Origin of the sequence: Rhizobium sp. AP16, assembly GCF_000281735.1 — a bacterium.
Classification (GTDB): Bacteria; Pseudomonadota; Alphaproteobacteria; order Rhizobiales; family Rhizobiaceae; genus Rhizobium; species Rhizobium rhizogenes.
In genome coordinates this window covers 22637-41031 of sequence record NZ_AJVM01000044.1, presented here as the reverse complement: position 1 = coordinate 41031, position 18395 = coordinate 22637, and the positions used below count along the sequence as shown (strand labels likewise).

The following is an 18395-nucleotide window of genomic DNA, read 5'->3' as shown; positions in this document are numbered from 1 at the left end:
GTCATCCCTTCTCAACGATGTACTGCCCAAGCATGCAAGATCGTGCTTGATCCGACGCCTAGAATTAGAGACCTCTGGACGAGTTGCAAGGCTAGAAAAATTTAGGGAGAAACAGGCCGATCCAAAACCGGCATTCAGGCCTGTCGCTATCTCGCCACCACTCATCACCAGCCGGACAACCCGCATCTTCGCTTCCGTTGCACTACCCGAAGGCGGCTCCTCGACAAAGGACCCGGATATGAGCCTGTCGTTTCCCTATAACATCTCCGCACATTCTCAGCGATCAACTCCGCGGGCACGGCTGATCGTTCGACGTTGGCGCTCGGCGATAATCTCTTCTGCCCTATCTATGGCGACGGCACGCTGAACTGTGCGCAATTGCCCAAGGATGGCTTTGAAGGCCGATTGCTGAGACTTTGAGACCATGTTGGCAACGCCAGCCTCGTTGCGTGAAATTGCACCCGGTCCGAAGCGAGCATCAAGTGCCTTGCTGACAAGAGAAAATTCCTGCCGGACGTCCGGTGACAACGACCGGACCAGTCGTGCCAACTCACGCGGGTTCTTCTCCGTCTCGGACGTGATGTGACGCAGCTCAGTCTGGGCAATTCTTGTCAACGCTGGAATAGGGACTGCCATCCGCCCCCGCTCGATCACGACCGCCGATTTTTCGTTCTCAAAAGCGCTCAAGTAATATCGACTGAGAGAGTGAATATCAGCACTAACTGCGTCAACCGCCTGCAGCGCTTGCCTGCGCTCGCGACCACCGGCGAGCAGCCTATCCATCGTCCTGCCACTACCGCGTAGAGGGCCATAGGCAGTTGGTTCTGTGGCAACGGCACGCGCAATACGCTCAGGGTCGACCTGCTTGCGCACCAGATCTTCGATTGTCGCCACGGCGGCTGCGGGGTCGCGCCAGATCACGGACGCGGTGGCAGCGAGTGCTGCTCTTGCCTTTTTGTAATGCGCAGTCTCGCTCACGCGCACCCGCGCCTCTTCATCGAGGCTTGCCTTGAATTTTGTAACCGCCGGCAACATCGCAGGTATGCTGTTGAGGTCGTCGGAGGTGGCCGCGGCAACGATCTTGGAAGGATCCCGTTGCTCAGCGAGCTGATGCTCGGCGGCGAAGCGTTTGACAGCAGCAAATATCGCGATCAACTCGGTCCGCTTTTCCTTGTCAATCGCTTCCGGCATGCCCATCGCGATATCGCGCTCTGCGAGCTGATCAGTCTTTTCCGTAAAGGCATTCCATCCGAACCGGCGGCTCAAGGCTTCACTCACCGCCTTGATCTCCTGAACAACGAAACGATCCTCCGCGGCAATGCGCAATACTGTGCGGTTTGCTTCCTGCCTATTCTTCTGCCGGACCGCCTCGACCTCAGCAAGTCGCCTTTTCGCATTGTCGGAAAGGCCTGGCACCGCAATCTCCATACGCAACCGACGCCTTCGTTCGCGACCGTCGAACCGATCCGCCTGCTTGCGAAACTCGGTTGCGTGCGCCCGTGCAAGAGCCGCCAATTCGGGCACCGCGGCCAAGGCGGCGGCCCTCTTCGCTCGATCACCGCGGCCGTCGATCAGCGTGTTGCTGCCCTGCAACGCACCTAGGCTTTGCGGAGAGCGTGACAACCGGTCCGCCATGATGCCTGGATCCAGTGGGAGGTTCCATGATTGTTCGTTCAGACGGGAAAGCGCTCTATCTGGCTCACGATAGATTCGCTCAAGCAGCGGACGCAGGATCGCTTCTCGTTCCTTCCATTGAGGAGATGCCAGTTGGGCAAGACGCGCATCTTCCGCAATCGATCGGGTAAAGGATTTCACTGCGGGCAGTAGATCGGAAGCATCCGCGATTGAAGCGGGCAATGCGTTTTTGTGCTGTGTTGCGTGAATAGCGGTATTTCGACCCGGAGTTTCGATCGCGATACCGAAAGCAACGCTTGCCCGCTGCCAGAGCCGCACCACGTGATCACGTTGTTCGGCAAGCCAACTGGATAGACGCTCAGTCTGCGCCTCGACGGCGTGACTATAATCCGCGATGGTGTCGATGCCGCGCCGCCGAGCGAAGTCGAAAGCCACGGATCGATAAGACGCCTCATTTTCGAAATCGAGCGTCGCCGTCTTTTCGCCGGAGCGCGACAGCCGTTCGACTAGTTGCGCAAAGAGCGCCGGCCGGTGATGTTCGGTGGCAAGCTGCTCCATCCGATCCTCGGCCTTTTCAATTGAATACGCTGTCCAGATATTGCGTTCGACAACACGATCCTCAAAGTGCTTCGCGCCCGTTTCCTCATCAATGACAGGCACTTTAACGATAACTTTTTCGGTTCCATCCTTGCGCAGGGTCGCGGTATCGCCGATCCTCACGCCGGCATCCTCAAGCGCCTTGGGCAGACTGACGCCCCAAAGGCGATGCGTGGTTCCATCGCCCGTTTTGACGTCAACATAAGGAGAAGGACCGGCATCGTCCTGCTTGCGAAACGTCGCAAGCCCGGTTTCAACAAGCTCGCCGGTGATGCCGGCGGCATGTTCGACACGTGCCGTCTTGCCCCATTCCAACTTTGGCTGAAAATCTTCCATTGCCGCATAAAGATCGACACGCTCGCGATGACGCGTCATGGCAACATAGGTCAGGTGTCGGTCCATCATCCCGCTTGCCAGCACGAAAGCGCGGTCGAAGGTCGATCCTTGGGTCTTGTGAATCGTTGCGGCGTAGCCATGGTCAACATTGCGATAAGTGTCTTCCGCAAACATGACGTCCCGACCATTATCCAACCGAACGAAAAGGAATGGTTTTCCACCCCGATCCGCTGTCGATATCACCGTTCCAAACATGCCGTTCTTGACATGCTGAACAGTTAGATGAGAGGCCCTGGGTTCGACGAACCGCGCATTTTCCAGAAAGATGATCCGGTCGCCCACGGAGAAATCACGTCTGCCGCGCTCGGTGCGAAACGACCGACCCTCCCCGAGCACATCCTGGTGCAACATAACTGCGCGGATCGCGTCGTTGAGGCGTCTCACATCGCTATTGGTGTGGGCGAGAACCATCAACTCGTCGCCACGCAACTTACGACCTTCAACCTCTGCCTTGGCAATGGCATCATTGCGAGCGTTGGCCCAGTCGGAGACGATCCGTTGAACCGCATCGTTCCGCGTGTCACTTTCGAGGAGATGGCCATGGGCGCTATAGACACTCAAGGCTTCCTCGACCTTTCCACGGGCAAACAGACGAGATGCATCTCGAGCCCATTCGTGTCTCTGGCGGCGAACGCCGACCAATTCGACAAAGCCGATGCGCTCGACGATGGCACGGAAGGAAGCTCCCGCCCGGATCGGCTGGAGTTGCATCGCGTCGCCGACAAGAACCGCTTTCGCGCCGGCATCCTCGACGCGTTTGAGAAGACGCGCCATCTGTTCCGACGACACCATGCCAGCTTCGTCTAGAACCAACACGTCGCCCTTCTGCAGCAGGTCATGTTCGTTTTCCCAGGCAAGCTCCCAAGCGGCAATCGTACGCGAGCGGATCCCGGAGCTATCATTCAATGCCGCCGCCGCCTTACCGGCGAGCGCTGCTCCGAGGACGCGTCTGCCTTCTCCTTCCCAAGCGATGCGTGCCACACTCAGCAATGTCGATTTGCCAGCACCCGCAATACCGACGACTGCGACAATGCCGCTGTCAGCTGTGATATACCGGACCGCATCCACCTGTTCGGCGTCCAGGCGGATGACCTTGCCGAGTGTTGCTTCAAATTCAACCATCGCGGCATCAACTTGGGATGACGATACCGCGAAGCCACCGATGTTCGAGAGGTTGAATGCCGACCGCGCCATATGGAATTCGGTCCTGATCGTCGCGCGCGTAGTGAAGACTGCCGGCTGCTCGACCCCACCAGTTTCCGCACTCATCTGCTGCGGCCGCAGCATCACCAAATCATCCGACGCCATCAGTTTCGCGCGGATATTGGCAAAGACGATTGGATCATCAACATAGCGGTGCAGGGCGCGGGCGATCTCGGTTTCATCGAAAGTCGAGCGCTCGTTGCTGAGTTGCCTAAGCAGTAGGCCGGGGTCGGCGGCGAGACGATCCGCCCTCTCGTAACGCTGCGCCAATGCTGCCGGGGCGAAATAGACATCGGCACCTTTGCGTAGACGCGCCGTACGGACAGGATCGAGATGGCGCTGCCCCATTCCCCGCAACCCCTGCTCCTCGTAGGAGCGGCCGTCTATGCGGATATCGTGACCGGCAAGTGCCAGATGGTGCGTTACCGTTTCAGCCCAGGCAAGCTTCCACTCCTCCATCGTTGCCTTGTTGCCCGCCCACGGACGGTAAATGTTTTTTCCTTTCGGCATGTCGGGGGTTTTGAGGCGCAATGGCTCACCGCTGTCGTCGACGACAGCGACTCCCTTCGGCCCGAATCCGTCCGCTGTCAGTGGACGTAGCGTGGTCATGACGTGGACGTGCGGATTACCCTTCTTGTCGTGATAAACCCAGTCGGCCACCATCCCGCGCGACACCAAATTCTCGCGAACGAAGTCGCGCACCAGGGCGATATTCTCCTTCCTGCTGAGCTCGTTTGGAAGCGCAAGGATGATCTCGCGGGCCAACTGTGCATTACGCCGGGTCTCGAAATAATCGACCGCATTCCAAAGCGCTTCGCTGGCGCCGGCAACCGATCGTCCGTCGATCGCAATTCGCAACCATGCCGGCGTGTCGTCAGGCAGAGCGAGTTCCTCATGGACGAGTTCGTCCGCCCCTGCGGTGTAGCGGAACTTAGTACCCACCTGTTCATCCATCATCTTGGCGCGATGACGATAGGCAGCAGCCGAGACGACGTTGTGTCCCGCTCCGCGGCTAATCGATTTCACTCTCAAAAACATAATAGCCAAATTTGACTCCCTTATTTAAAGCACATCGATACCGCGGCAGATATCGAGGTATTTGGCGACAAGACCTATGAATTGGCCGATTTTCAAAGATGCATTCCATTTTCCTACATTATTCGACCTGATTTGACTACCGTATTTAAATTAGTATAAAAGATGCCATCAAACTCGACCCTGATGAAAGAAAGGACAGCCATGCGTGCAAAAACCACGGTCTCCGAGATCGACACACAGATCGAACTGCTCAAGGAGAAACGCGAGAACATGGTCGCGAAGGCCAACGAACGCTTTGTTCGCGCGGCACTGAAAGCCGGCCTCGCCGAACTGGACATTCCCGACGCCGAGCTCAACACCGCCTTTGCCGAGATCGCGGCGCGATTTCGCGATGACGAAAAAAGGGCGACCGGCGCATCCGCTTAAGAGGCTTCATCAACGAATTTTATTTCTCGAACGAAGGCGGCAGCGTGACATGACAAACGATCGCAAGCGCGAAACGCGCGACAAGATCATCTTCGGCGGATTGATCATCAAGGCTGGCTTGAGAAAAGCCGATCGCGCATTCCTGCTCGGCGCTCTGATCGAGGCAAGCCGGATTCCGCTAGGTACGGCGCAATATCGTCAACTACATGAGATCGGAATGGAAGCATTCCGGGCCGACGCGCGCGTGACCAACTCAGAAGGCGACGGTCTAGCGTGACGGTGAAGTGACGATCGAGCCTAATGCTTCTGAGGACATTGCGTCAGCGGTGGTGATCACTACGACACTATTTTTCGCGGCATATAGATGGCCGGCGACGACAACGATATTTTCGCCTCGGCACGTCGAGTGGTTCAAGCCTGCTACGCCGGCTATGTTGGCTGTGGCGGTTGATTGAATTTGTGTCTGGCATCGCAGAAATAGGCTCATATCCGTGACGCAATGCCATAAAGACAACGCCAGCACACATAGGACACGAATGCACATTCGCGCGTTGAACATTTCGTGCTCGGCCGAATAATAGTCAGGCAATGGTAGATAGACAGAGCAATGCCTAAACCGGCCTTGCCGCCACCCTGCCTGCATGCAACAGAATTCCAGCGAGTGCCAGAACCGGCGGCACGATGAAACATGCGACGCCGATCAACAAGAAAAGCAGGGCCGCCGCGGCACAGCCAAAGACAAAGCCGCCAAGCGTCGCCCCCATCCGGCCAAGTCTCGCCTTGGCGGCGGCCTTCGCCTCGGGTTCTACCCCGCGCAGGAGATCGGCGATATCGATCATGATCTGCGTCGTCGTCCCTGTCATCATCGTCGTTGGCGGCGCCGTTCCGAGATGAACGCGGTGCAAGGCGTTCTGAACGGCCATCGCCGACACCAGGGTCATTCCCGTCAGGATCGCCTGCCAGCCGTCGCCGCTGACAAACGGGCCGAAGCCAAGGGTAAAGACAGCGGCAAGCGCCAATAGCAGGAAATTCAGCATCAGGATCACCGGCAACACCGGCAAATTGCGCCGAGACAGCTCGCCGCCGAGCAGACGGGCAAGGATCACGACCATGCAGAAGACCGGCAGCGCCAGCAGCTTGGCTGCAGCGCCCGAGGTTCCCAGCACCATCGCGGCGGCGAAGGTAACGAAGTTACCAGTGACATGGGCGGTAAACAGGCCATGCAGGGCCAGAAAGCCGGCGGTGTCGACATAGCCGCCATTAATGCTCAGAAGGGTGGGCAGGCTCGGCTTCATCGACAACCTCGTCTCCGCTGCGATCCATCAGAGAGTATGAATCCTTATCACGCGGAAACGAAGATGATGTCTAGCTATTATGTCCCTGTTCCAGCACGGCGATCTCGTCGGATATCTCGCGGATCCTCTCTTTCAGATCCGCTTCGGTGCCGTCCTCGACCTCTCCGTCGCCGAAACAATAGCGCGCTATATACAGTTCGAGCTTGGATTCCAGCTCCGTACGTCGGGCATATAATTGCTTCAGATATTTGTTACGCATAACGAACCACGCATTCCGAGAAAACATGTCTCAGGATACTAAATAGGCATGCGAGCAAAAAGTTTCGATAGATGCGACCAAAAGCACCTATCAGCGCGCCGGCATCATCCGCGCAAGTACACGGTCGCGGAGCACATAATGATGCACGAGGGCGGCCGCGGCATGAATGCCGGCTATGGCGATAATGGCCCAGGCAGTGGCGCTGTGCAGTTCGCTGAACAGACGCCGCATTGCCGGATCGACGATGACAAAGGGCGGGATGGAAAACAGACCGAAGAATTCCGGGTCGCTCGCAGACGCCCAGCGCATCAGGAACCCATAGGACACCTGCGAGATCATCAGCGCATAGAGAACGAGGTGCACGAGGGTAGAGGCCACGTGCTGAAGCCCGGAGACGGCGGGCGCCGTGCGCCGATACGTCATGAGGCGCCAGACGATGCGCAGGACAAGGACGACGGCAAGCAGGATGCCGAGCGAGACATGTAGCGAAATCAGCCCCAGACGCAGGGGCGTGCCGCGATCGGCAAAATCCCAGACCTGCGCCATCACAAACAGCGTCAGCACCAGGAGTGCGGTCAGCCAGTGCAGCGCAATGGTGAAGGCGTCATAGTGGGTTGCGCGCTCGTCTGCGGTAGCCCTATTGAAATTGCTCATGATTTAAGATCTCCTTGGGAGGAACGAGCAGCAAACACCTGGGGCCTCCATTTTATTCGGCCGCCTCAAGGTGCCGGGCGACATACGGCAGCGCTTCGCGGATCCGCCTATTGCAAAGCCTCCGCCTGATATTCACATTGATCTGACATGCACCTGAATTGGCACGGTACTGCAAAGATTTGCGCTGACACGCGGCTCGGATATGCGCTAATTCAGGTCGATTGTTCGAGGTAGAGTGTGTTGAGCGAAAAAATTGCCGTGATCGGCCTGGGTTATGTCGGGCTGCCCGTCGCGATTGCCCTGGCCGGAAAATTTCCCGATGTCGTCGGTTTCGATATCAAGGCGTCCCGCGTCGCGGCCCTGAAAGCGGGCGAGGACGACACGCGCGAGGTCTCGCCGGAGCGTCTGAGGGAAAGCGGGCTGCGCATCAGCAGCGACATCGAAGACTTGCGCGACCGCGACATCTTCATCGTCGCCGTTCCGACACCGATCGATCGCAACCGGCAGCCGGATCTGCGCCCGATGATTTCCGCCTCGCGCACCGTCGGCAAGGCCCTAAAGAAGGGCGGCATCGTCGTCTATGAATCAACCGTCTATCCCGGCGTCACCGAGGACGTCTGCGGCCCCGTGCTCGCCGAAGTCTCCGGCCTGCGCCAGGGCGAGGATTTCCACCTCGGCTATTCGCCGGAGCGGATCAACCCCGGCGACAAGGAGCACACCTTCGAGCGCATCGTGAAGGTGGTCGCCGGCGACAGCGAGGAGACGCTGGAGAGGATCGCCGCTGTTTATGGCACGGTGGTCGAGGCCGGCATCCATAAGGCGCCCAGCATCAAGGTGGCGGAGGCCGCTAAAGTCATCGAAAATACCCAGCGCGACCTCAACATTGCCCTGATGAACGAGCTCTCGATCATCTTCGAAAAGATGGATATCCGCACCGCCGACGTCCTGAAGGCGGCGCGGACGAAATGGAATTTCCTGCCATTTACGCCGGGCCTCGTCGGCGGCCATTGCATCGGCGTCGACCCCTATTATCTCACCGCCAAGGCCGAGGAACTCGGCTACCACCCCGAAGTCATCCTCTCCGGCCGCCGCATCAATGACGGCATGGGCGCCTTCATCGCCCAGAAGCTGATCAAGATGCTGGTTTCGGCGCAAAAGCCGATCAACGGCGCCCGCATCGGCATTTTCGGCCTGACCTTCAAGGAAAACGTGCCGGATCTGCGCAACAGCCGCGTCCCCGACATCATCCGCGAGCTGCACCAGTTCGGCATCAAGCCACAGGTGCACGACCCCATGGCCAGCCATGAGGAGGCAGAAGAGGAATATGACGTGCGGCTGGCGGCGCTCGAAGACTTCGGCGAACTCGACGCGATCGTGCTGGCTGTACCGCACAAATCCTATCTTGCCGATGATGCAGCGGAAATTCTCAACCTCCTGGGCGAGAACGGCGTGGTGGTCGACGTGAAAGCGGCGCTGGAACGCGACAATCCGCGGCTCGACGGGCACGCCGTGTGGAGCCTGTAAGCAGCGCTTAGCGGTCGCCAGGCGAAGCAGCGACCGCCAGCCGCAGCCCCTCATCGACCGAATAGGGCGGTGACCAGCCGGTGATCGCCATTGTTTCGCCGATATCAACCTGCAGCGAACCGAGAAGGCGCTGTGCCGCCGCACGACGCCCGAGCAGCGCCGCCAGCCCTTCCAGCAGACGCGGCGGGATCGGCAGCAGCAGAGCTTTCCGCCCCATTGCCGTAGAAAGCTTGCCGATCAATTCACCAATGGAAAGATCAGCACCGTCGCTGATCAGGAACACCCGATTTCCGGCTGCGGGATGATGTGCCGAGAGCAGGATGAAATCGACGAGATTGCCGACAAAAACCAGCGATCTGCGGTTGGTGACAAGCCCGAAAGGCCAGGGAAACGGCCGCCCAGCCCATTTCATCAGGCTCGCAAAATTCGCCTTCACGCCCGGCCCGTAGACCAGCGGCGGGCGGATGACGACGATCTCCATGCCTGTCTCAGCACCGATGGCAAGGAGCGCCTCCTCCGCCTCCCGCTTCGACTGGCCATAGGGATCCTCGGGATGCGGCATATCGGACGCCCTAAACGGACGACCTAGCACCGTCGCCTCGCCATTGACCTTGATCGAGCTCAGGAAGATGAAGCGCTTGACGCCAGCCCGTGCGGCCTGACGGGCCAGATTGACCGTGGCATCGACATTGGCGGCGCGAAAGGCGGCGAGCGGATCGGACGAAGTATCGTTCATCACGTGAACGCGCGCCGCCAGATGCACGACGGTTTCGACGCCCGCAAGCGCTCTCGCCCAATCGGTCGCACCGTCGAACGTGCCCATGGCTACGAAACCCGGCTTTGGTGCACGGCTGACCGGACGATAATCCATTTGTCGCCTGGCAAGCTCGGCACAAAGCGCCTGCCCGACAAAACCCGTTGCACCCGTAACCAGGATCATGCGCCCATCGTCCCTCAATGACGCCCATGCGTCCGCTCAGGCCATGCTTCGCACATTATCTTCCTGAGAAACAAGGCGCCCTTGCGGGACAAGCCCAGCAAAATTCGTGCTCCGAACGATTGTGCAGAAATGCCTGATATGACATGGACAGCGCAGAAACCATCACCGACGCTGCGAAACCAGCGCCGGTAAAACCATCAGAGACGATGCCCTATACGATCGCCAAGCGCCTTTTCGACTTCCTCGCCGCCTTTGCGGCTGTCGTCGTCTTTTCCATCCCGATCCTGATCGTCGCGGTCGCCGTGCGGCTGACCTCCCCCGGCCCCATTCTTTACTGGTCGAACCGGGTCGGCCGACGAAACCAGATCTTCCACATGCCGAAGTTTCGCAGCATGCGGACCGACACGCCCGCGGTCGCGACGCACCTCCTGAAGGATGCCGACGCCTATCTGACGCCGATCGGCTCCTTCCTGCGCAAGTCCAGCCTGGACGAGCTGCCGCAGCTGTGGTGCATCCTGAAGGGCGAAATGAGCATTGTCGGCCCTCGCCCGGCTCTCTTCAACCAGCATGACCTGATTGCTCTACGCACCGAGCGCGGCGTCGACGCCCTGCTGCCGGGTCTCACCGGCTGGGCGCAGGTCAACGGCCGCGACGAGCTGCCGATCCCGCAAAAAGTGGCGCTGGACGAGGACTATCTACAGCGGCGTTCCTTCTTCTTCGACCTCAAGATCATCATCCTAACGGCACTGAAAGTCGTTCGCAGCGATGGTGTGACCCATTAACAAGACTCGGGCAGAAAAAGGCATGGCAGGTGCAAGACCGCCGAAATGCCGTATTCATGCCCCTTTACAGCCCTACTGGCTGTCGTGAATGCTCCGGCATACCAGACGAATCGAACGTGGACGAAGGCGGAGATACCATTGGACGACTTGCGCGCGAAGAAACCGCATGCTGATCCCGCAGCCGGGGCTATCGCCGGCAAGATGACCACAGGCATCATGGCGCAGCCGGTGGCGATCTTTGGGAGCCTGCTCTGGATTCTCGTCGCATCCGCTACGCTCGTGGAAAGCGACGCCTACCGCTATGCCGTCGCCCTGCTCTCGTTGATCGCGCTCTATTACTATCTGAAGGCACCGGTGCGGCCCCGCACCGATTGGATCGGCTGGTTGTGCATGGGCTGGGGTGCCTATGTCATGACCCGCTTCGGCATCACCTATTGGCTGACGCCCGAACACGATATCGGCGCCTCCGACTGGCTTTATGCCTTTCCCTTCTTCTTCCCGATCCTCGGCGTTGCGGTCCTGCTCTACGAACCGCTGTTCGAAAAGATCATCGCCGCCTATTTCGCCGCGACCCTCGCGATGCTGATTGCCACGCAGCATTTCCGTGAGGTTTTTGCCGGCGAAACCGTAAAGCCACTGATCATGAACAACCAGATCCACGGCGCCGTCGCCTGCGGCATGATCGTGATCTTCACGCTGTTCTGGCTGCTGCACTATCTGACGGACAAGTCGAGCGACCGCAGGATCGCGCGCTTTGCTTATATCGTTTCGCCCTTCATCGTCGGTCTCTGTTTCATCGCGATCTATGGCGCCAAGTCGAAAGGCGTCTGGCTGGCACTCAGCATCACCCTGCCGCTACTGGCGCTGGTGGCTCTGAGCTATCTGCGCCTGAAGCTCGGTACCATCGTCATCGCCGTTGCCGCGGTCCTGCTCGTCGCCGGCATCTACACCGCGCGCCATAATCTCGACAAGACGGCCGGCCCGACCGTGTCGGCGACCATCGCCATGCTGGAAAGCGTCACCGGCGGTCATGACCTGGGTGGCACAGTGACAAGCACCATCGGTTCCACCGACACGCCGGTACCGATGGACGAGCGGCTGCAGCTCTGGTCGAACAGCTGGGAAGTCTTCTCCTCCGCACCGGTCTTTGGCTGGGGCAACCGCTGGCTGGAGCGCTGGTATCAGACGCGTTATTCGCATATCCAGTATACGCTGCTGCACAACGGCTATCTGGAAATCCTGGTGCGCTACGGCCTGTTCGGCGCCGCCATAATGGCCTTTATGCTCGCGATCTTCATCCGGGCGGTCTGGCGCGCCTACAAGGCCGCCATCATCCCCCGCGCCGCCTGGCACGCCTATTCCGTCTGCCTGTTCTTCTTCTCACTGACGCTGCTCAGCAACTCCAACAACCGCCTGGCTATCGGCGAAAGCCTGGCCTTCGCCAGCTCCGCCTTCGCCTGCTGGTGTCACATGCGGCTGAAGGGCGAGTATTTGGCGATGTCGAAGGTGGAAAGGAAAGATGCGGCGGTGGGAACTTGATCATGACAGTTGCACGAGAGCCTCGATAGCAACACAGAGCACCCCACGATCGAATGTAGGATGGTTCGCCCTTCCGGAGGCATTGATTGTGATGTCGTCGTTTCGAAAGGCGAGTGCGGCTGTTAAGTTTCATGTCCTTTTCAGCCATTTTGCCGTTCACAACGAACCGCGGCTGAAGTGAACAAAGTAAAATGCCGGGACTAAACATCTCTGCGCTCGATCATGGCTCAAAGTAAATCTCGTTCACCCGAAACCGCCCGTCGATCCGCTTGCACTGGACAATGATATCGATTGCGACCTTGAGCAAACTACGAACATCGTTGCGCTCGAGGTCGCGACCTCCTTCCGACTCTTTCACGAGCAACGTCAGTTGCTCGAATGCTAGCGCCGCAGAATCGGCATGCACCGTTGTGATCGATCCAGGGTGTCCTGAATTGACATTGCGGATGTAGTAGAAGGCCGAACCGTCGCGCAGCTCCTGTAAAAGAATGCGATCGGGTCGCATCCTAAGGCACGATTCGAGCAGGTCTTTCGCGCTGATTTTCGCCAGCCCCTGCCCTCCTTTCGAATAGAAAAGCCTGACGTGATTGGGCTGCGGGATGATCAGCTCCGGCGTATCCTCGATCGAGATAATCCGCTCATGCTCCGGGATATGCCGGATCAATGCCTTCGACAGGGTGGTCTTGCCCGATCCGGTCGCGCCCGAGATGATGATGTTCTTGCGCGCAAGAACCGCCGCACGCAGAAACGTCGCGTAATTGCCTGCCTTAAGGATCTTGTCCAACTTCGCATCGGAGGATTCGACATAACGGTTCAGCGAGGAGACATTGGAAAATAATCCACCCTCTTCGAGATCATCCAACGTCAGCGTCACTGACGACGGCTTTCTGATCGTGACGCTGACCGTGCCCTTGGTCGTTGCCGGCGGAACAACGACCTGAATCCGCTCTTCATCTGGCAAGGTGGCCGACAAGACCGGCCGGACCTCGTCGATTGCCTGGTTCGAATAGCTTGCAATGGCCCGGGCCAGACGCATGAGCTTCTCGAAGCTAAGATCCGGCAGCGCATGGTGCTGCCATCCCTCCGTTCCCTCGGTCAGGACTTCACCCGGGCGGTTGATGACGATCTCATAGAGCGACGTATCCTTTAGGAAGCGAGACAGTGGCAAAAGCAATTCACGCACGACACCAGCATCTGAAGCTTCCGCCATCTTCCCCCCTACTTCGTGACAAGCGTCGATCGGGGCCTGAAATCCCCCAATACCGCCCGATCGAGGATCCTGTTGCGGGGTTCGGTGACACGCAGGCTATAGACGCCGGAAAAATCGAGATCGCGGGCGACAAAGATCGAGACAAGTTCGCCCTGATGCTTTGTCAATGTCGGCACAATATTGATAGATTGCTCGACGGCGGTCGCTGCTGCCTGCTGGCCAGCCGTCGTCGTATTTTGCGCTTGAACGTCACTATCCTGCAGCCGGCTCCCGGCATAGGTCGTCGCATCGCCAACGATGGAGAGCAGGATGGCGCTACCGAAGCGCTCCCACCAATGCGTGTCGACATAGCCATCCATGCCCGCCCGCCCGAGTGCATCGGTTGCGGGCGAGGCGAGCGTGATAATCACACCTTTTGGCGTCTTTGCCCGGTTCCAAAGCACGAACAGACGCTTCTGGCCGCGGTTCAAGCCGCCTCGATATTCTCCGACGATCTGGGTTCCTTTCTCCATGAGAACCACGCGGCCGTTGTCGGAAATCACATCGCGGTTGATGACGCAGCTGGCGAAGCCCGGCTGGTCGGAGGCGAGCGCCGTCTCCAGCACGCAGGGAATGGAAGTTCCCATCGCTACGATGAAGTCGCGATTGCCGAGCGTGCCGGCGCGTGACCCTTCCAGATGGGTCGGCGTCAACATCCTGGTGAAACGCTGATCCTCGGTTTCAGGTTGGGAGCCCCCAAGGCTGCCCGGAACAGGTAGATAATTGGAGCCGGGGTCTTGCGACACGGCAGCTGCAGTGTCACGGCGCTGCGATGAGGACTGCTGTCCATTATAGGCCATCACCGGCGCGCGGCGGGCGGAGTCCAGCAAAGTGTCCTCGGCGGGTGTGGCCTGCTCCTTTGGCGCAGGCGTTGGTAACAGCACCTGGGGAAGCGGTGCAGCCGTCTTTACCTCTTCCTTCGCCGGCTCGAAGTCGGCCGTCTGGCGAATGACGACATGTTCGGGCTGGGTTGGCTCGGCCTTTTGCCCGTCACGCATCGACCACAGCGAAAATCCAACAAAGGCGATCATCGCCAGAACCACGGCGCCGCGCTTCAGGAATGGACTGGCCTCAGTTCGCGGGTTGACATCCGTCTCGGCGCGTTCACCTGGGATACGGTCTTCCGTCTCATCCGCCATGACCGCCTCCTGTTGCGGCACTTGCCGCCTGCGCTTTCATGACACGCTCCACCGAAGGCGATGTCGTATTGGTGTCGGGATCGATGCCCACTGGATCGTAGGCTTCGTTGAAGATGCAGAGCACGTCCCCTCCCCGCCGCAGGATAAACTTGCGGCTGATCGCATGAGCGAGCACGAGATCGCCATCCACCGACTTTGGCACCAGGCTCTCCGTGCCGTCGGAGTTTTCCATATAGATTGCCGGCATTTCCTGATTGCCGGTGAAGGCGAAGGTGGTGATCTTGCCGTTGTCATAAACGGCCTGCGGCTCAAGCGTCGCCGACCCTTGCGCCGTATAGCGCCAGTTGCGCGGCCCAATTTGCTCATGCAAAGCCAGTACCGTGTCGGCTTGTCCCGCTTGCGCCGCCCGCGCTCGTGCAGTTGCCTCCTGGCGCCGGCGTTCCGCGTCATCGGCAGGATAGCGGTATTTGACGTAGAAATAGGTGTCCTGGCCGCCGGCGACCGGACCGTCGCGGACCGTCAGCTCCATCTGGTAACTGCGCGTCGAACCATCGCGGCGCGTCGTCACCACCGAGATGTTCGTGACCGGCTGGTTCTCTCGCGCCTTCAGGAAGAGGATATTGCCGGCTGGTGCCACTTCCCAGGCGACCGTGTTACCAAGCGCCACATGGGCGATTTCCTCATCGGCGGCAAACTCCACCTGGACGGAGGAACGCAACGAGCCTACGACCCTGGTGATATTATAAGGCTGATAGTCGACGAAGCGGATGCGGCTGTCCTGGGGCGCACCGCGCGGCGTTTCCAGCGCAAGGGTTACCGATGACCAGCCGGCGGTCAGCAACAGAGCGATCAAACAATGACGTTTCAGATATTTCAATTGATGGCCTCCGGATCGGATCGATAGTCGCTGACGACGAAGCCGAGCGGATTGACCAGCCGATCGGTCGAGGACATTGGAGCGTTCACATAGGCGAAGGTAAGCGTTGCTACCCAATGGGTCGTATGGGTCTCGTCGCCGCGGGTAATGGTGCGCATATAACGAACGGAGACTACCTTGGCGTTGATCAGCGAGATGGAAACAATGCTGATCCGCGATGTGGCACCGCGGCCGTAGATATTTTGCGGGGAATCCGGATTGCCGCCGCGATAAATCGCGGCAAAGCGGGTCTGTTCCGGCGCCGTTGAGAGTAGCGAAACCGTGCGAAAATTCTCCTCCGCCTCGCTCCAGACATAACTCTCGCGGGCACGAACATAGCGGGCGGCAAAATATTTGGTCACCGCTTCGTCGTAGGTGCCAGCGGTCGACGTGAGTGCCGAAACGACATCGACAATGCCGGTGGCATTGTCGACTCTCACGACAAAGGGCTCGACCGTCTTCAGCGGTGTCAAGCCTGCGATAGCTACGGTCGAAATCGCCGCAAGAACACCGGCCCCGGTGGCTACGAACCAGGCAATCCGAACCGAACGCTCCATCTGGATCATGCGGTCCTGATCGAACCGCCGGGCCTTGTCGAAATAAGCCTTGAGACTGTCCGTCGTCACCATCACCGCGGCCCTCCGCATGGACGATAGGAATTGCCGACATCGAAATGCGCGAAGGCGGCGGGAACGATATCCGGCTCTGCCTCGACATAGGCAGGTGGCTTGCCGCCGGACAGTGCTGGTGAAGAGTTAGGAGGTTGCGGCATGGACCGACTATCGCCGTCCCATTGCCACATAGCGCGATTGAGTGGTCGGCGCGAATAGCCGTCGCATTTGGGCAGGGGATAGGAAAGTGACGCGCAGCCGCCGAGCGTTGACGCCACGCAAAAAAGCACGAATATTCGGATCATTCTGAACCAGCCATTTTGTTGTTTGCTTGAAGTTCCACATCAGTCGGTTCTTTCGGAACGAAAGCTGCGGCCAAGGGCACGTGCACCCCGACCGGTCGCTCGCGCCATGTAGGTAGCACCTCGGGCAAGCGTGCCTTCATGCGCGTCGCGTGCCGCGCCATAGCCGTAGGTGAGCGACGCCCCGCCCGCGGCAAGTGCCGATGCGATGCCTGGAAGCTGATAAAAGACGTAGAGGGAGGCAAGGCAAATGGCACCGAGCGCAACGGGTCGCATGAGTACGTCGCTGTAGCTCTCGATCATTGTGAAGGTGGAATCGATACAAGTAATGAGCAGCGAGCCAACCGCCACGACCAGTACCTGCAGGATCACGAAGTTGGCGAGTTGCCCGATCCAGGCTTCGGTAAAGCGGCGTGTCGAGCGGAACATGGCGAGCGCTACGAAAATCGGTCCGATAGCAAGCACGATCGCCAGTGCCAGACGGGCATAGAGCGAGACGATATAACCGATCGCGGCAACCACGAAGCTTGCCAAGATGACCAGCATGCCACCGAGACCGGTAACGATATCGACACCCCATGAGGCGCGTGACCAGATCTCACGCGCGCATTTCTGACCCTTGTCCAGCAGGCTGTCGAAGGTCGAGGCGCTTGGTATCGTGCCGGAGTTCAACGCCTGCGAAATCTCCTTGGGCAATGTGTCGAAGAAGATACTGCCGATATAAGTCTGGTACTCGCCAGCGTTCGTGACCAGCATCAGGATGATGGCAAGCTTCATTGCGCGGAAGGCGAAATCCATGATCGGCTCGTGGACCGATCCACGCAGGATCAGGAAGCCATAGAGGATGACATAAAGTGTCAATGCTGCCGTCAATGGGCCGGTGACCCAGCTGGCGATATTCGACGTACCTGACGATATGAAATTCTCCAGCGGCGCCTTGAACTGCCCATCGACGAAGGCAAAGATCTGATACATGCCTCAACCTCCGGGTGCTTTGTCTATGCCAAGGAGGAGTGACTTTCTGTCCGCGGCCTCGGCATTCACGCAATTCGGCGTCGCTCGCAACTCACCGGGATTGCTTTTGCATTTGGCGATGAGATCCGATAGCAGCGTCTGGTTGGCCACCAGCTCATCGACCGAATAGGTACGCTCGGGCTGCTTCGAGCAGCCGAACAAAGAGACACCGAGCGTGAAGAAAACAAGAAACTTCATTGAAGGGCCGCTCCCATTGTATCCATGCGCTTGCGCCAATCCTCGGCCTTGCGCTGTTCATCGACCTGAACCTCGGCCTGCTGCACCATCTGTAACCCCTGCATCCTGAGCATATCGGTCTGGAGAAAGGCCGTTTCGGCCTGCAGCCGCGCCTGCAGATCGGCAATGTCCTTGGCGTCGCTCGCCGAAGAAATCTGCTGGCGCAATTGATCAATCCCGTCGATCCGCTTGGTCGCGGCGTCGTAGATTTGCTGGCCGAGGCTCATCTGCCCTGCATTCTTGTTCTGAAGACGCGACAGTTCCTGGGCATAAAAGTCATTGGCGCTCGTTTTGTAGGTCGAATTGTCGGTTAAGAACTTTGAGGCGGCATCGCCAAGCGTGCCTGAACCTGAGCCCTTGAGCAGGCCTTCGACGGCAGAAAAGTCCCCTGGCAATGCCTTGCGGATCGACGGATCGTTCAGCAGGCTGGCGACGTCGGCCATATTGGTCAGCTTGTTTAGCGAACCGTAGAGCTGCTGAGCCTGCTGTAGTTGCTGGTTCAGCGCATCGAGCTGCGATTTCAGTTGGGTTATGCTTTCGATCTGCTTGGCAATCGCCGTCTGGTCGATGACGGGGATACCCTGCGCGTCGGCGGCGTAGGAGGAAAGGAACAGTACTATCGCTGTCATGGGAATCATT

18 protein-coding genes are annotated in these 18395 nt (G+C 58.9%); 5 read left to right on the top strand and 13 right to left on the bottom strand.

Features of this window, described 5'->3' with window-relative positions; genetic code table 11:
• Positions 1-276 precede the first annotated feature (276 nt).
• Positions 277-4878 carry a Ti-type conjugative transfer relaxase TraA gene (traA, locus tag PMI03_RS15115; protein ID WP_007694711.1) on the bottom strand — a complete coding sequence of 1534 codons (4602 nt, stop codon included), beginning with the start codon at positions 4876-4878 and terminating at the stop codon, positions 277-279.
• Positions 4879-5070: 192 nt separating this feature from the next.
• Between traA and PMI03_RS15110 the strand changes: the two genes are divergently transcribed.
• Together PMI03_RS15110 and PMI03_RS15105 are read left to right on the top strand one after the other, a co-directional pair.
• Positions 5071-5295, top strand: coding sequence for a TraC family protein (locus PMI03_RS15110; RefSeq protein WP_007694710.1), 225 nt, complete (start codon positions 5071-5073; stop codon positions 5293-5295).
• 49 nt (positions 5296-5344) lie between these two features.
• Positions 5345-5572, top strand: coding sequence for a conjugal transfer protein TraD (locus tag PMI03_RS15105; RefSeq protein WP_007694709.1), 228 nt, complete (start codon positions 5345-5347; stop codon positions 5570-5572).
• A gap of 334 nt (positions 5573-5906) precedes the next feature.
• Here the strand turns inward: PMI03_RS15105 and PMI03_RS15100 are convergent, their stop codons facing one another.
• From PMI03_RS15100 to PMI03_RS15090, 3 genes are all read right to left on the bottom strand, one after another.
• Complete coding sequence (locus tag PMI03_RS15100) at positions 5907-6590, bottom strand: YoaK family protein (RefSeq protein ID WP_007694708.1); 684 nt, start codon at positions 6588-6590, stop codon at positions 5907-5909.
• 70 nt (positions 6591-6660) lie between these two features.
• Positions 6661-6849, bottom strand: coding sequence for a hypothetical protein (locus tag PMI03_RS15095; protein WP_007694707.1), 189 nt, complete (start codon positions 6847-6849; stop codon positions 6661-6663).
• Positions 6850-6939: 90 nt separating this feature from the next.
• On the bottom strand, positions 6940-7503 hold the full coding sequence (locus tag PMI03_RS15090) for a cytochrome b (RefSeq protein ID WP_007694705.1): 564 nt from the start codon (positions 7501-7503) through the stop codon (positions 6940-6942).
• Positions 7504-7740: 237 nt separating this feature from the next.
• Between PMI03_RS15090 and PMI03_RS15085 the strand changes: the two genes are divergently transcribed.
• Positions 7741-9027: a nucleotide sugar dehydrogenase gene (locus PMI03_RS15085; RefSeq protein ID WP_007694704.1), complete on the top strand. Its 1287-nt coding sequence runs from the start codon at positions 7741-7743 to the stop codon at positions 9025-9027.
• A gap of 7 nt (positions 9028-9034) precedes the next feature.
• On the opposite strand, the gene PMI03_RS15080 is transcribed toward PMI03_RS15085, so the two are convergent.
• The gene (locus PMI03_RS15080; protein ID WP_007694703.1) at positions 9035-9967 is read right to left on the bottom strand and encodes an NAD-dependent epimerase/dehydratase family protein; all 933 of its coding nucleotides are present in this window, start codon (positions 9965-9967) and stop codon (positions 9035-9037) included.
• A 206-nt stretch (positions 9968-10173) separates the two neighbouring features.
• Here PMI03_RS15080 and PMI03_RS15075 point away from each other — a divergent pair, with 206 nt between their 5' ends.
• Both PMI03_RS15075 and PMI03_RS15070 read left to right on the top strand, forming a co-directional pair.
• Complete coding sequence (locus PMI03_RS15075) at positions 10174-10749, top strand: sugar transferase (RefSeq protein ID WP_012652914.1); 576 nt, start codon at positions 10174-10176, stop codon at positions 10747-10749.
• Between the two features lie 138 nt (positions 10750-10887).
• On the top strand, positions 10888-12288 hold the full coding sequence (locus PMI03_RS15070) for an O-antigen ligase (protein ID WP_007694700.1): 1401 nt from the start codon (positions 10888-10890) through the stop codon (positions 12286-12288).
• 220 nt (positions 12289-12508) lie between these two features.
• Here PMI03_RS15070 and virB11 read toward each other — a convergent pair whose 3' ends face one another.
• From virB11 to virB5, 8 genes are read right to left on the bottom strand one after another with little or no spacing between them, the layout of a single operon-like run.
• Positions 12509-13498: a P-type DNA transfer ATPase VirB11 gene (gene virB11 / locus PMI03_RS15065; protein WP_007694699.1), complete on the bottom strand. Its 990-nt coding sequence runs from the start codon at positions 13496-13498 to the stop codon at positions 12509-12511.
• An 8-nt stretch (positions 13499-13506) separates the two neighbouring features.
• Positions 13507-14676 carry a type IV secretion system protein VirB10 gene (gene virB10 / locus PMI03_RS15060; protein WP_007694697.1) on the bottom strand — a complete coding sequence of 390 codons (1170 nt, stop codon included), beginning with the start codon at positions 14674-14676 and terminating at the stop codon, positions 13507-13509.
• On the bottom strand, positions 14666-15544 hold the full coding sequence (gene virB9, locus PMI03_RS15055) for a P-type conjugative transfer protein VirB9 (protein ID WP_174006165.1): 879 nt from the start codon (positions 15542-15544) through the stop codon (positions 14666-14668). The genes virB10 and virB9 overlap by 11 nt, the downstream gene beginning before the upstream one ends.
• 5 nt (positions 15545-15549) lie before the next feature.
• Positions 15550-16221 (bottom strand): virB8 family protein, encoded by a 672-nt coding sequence (locus tag PMI03_RS15050; protein ID WP_007694693.1) that lies wholly within the window; start codon positions 16219-16221, stop codon positions 15550-15552.
• The gene (locus PMI03_RS32030; protein WP_012652919.1) at positions 16221-16508 is read right to left on the bottom strand and encodes a hypothetical protein; all 288 of its coding nucleotides are present in this window, start codon (positions 16506-16508) and stop codon (positions 16221-16223) included. Before PMI03_RS32030 ends, PMI03_RS15050 begins: the two co-directional genes overlap by 1 nt.
• A 39-nt stretch (positions 16509-16547) precedes the next feature.
• Positions 16548-17480: a type IV secretion system protein gene (locus PMI03_RS15045; RefSeq protein WP_007694690.1), complete on the bottom strand. Its 933-nt coding sequence runs from the start codon at positions 17478-17480 to the stop codon at positions 16548-16550.
• 3 nt (positions 17481-17483) lie between these two features.
• Positions 17484-17717, bottom strand: a complete 234-nt coding sequence (locus tag PMI03_RS15040) for an EexN family lipoprotein (protein ID WP_007694688.1) — start codon at positions 17715-17717, stop codon at positions 17484-17486.
• Positions 17714-18394, bottom strand: a complete 681-nt coding sequence (gene virB5 / locus PMI03_RS15035) for a P-type DNA transfer protein VirB5 (RefSeq protein ID WP_085946447.1) — start codon at positions 18392-18394, stop codon at positions 17714-17716. Before virB5 ends, PMI03_RS15040 begins: the two co-directional genes overlap by 4 nt.
• Position 18395: the final 1 nt, after the last annotated feature.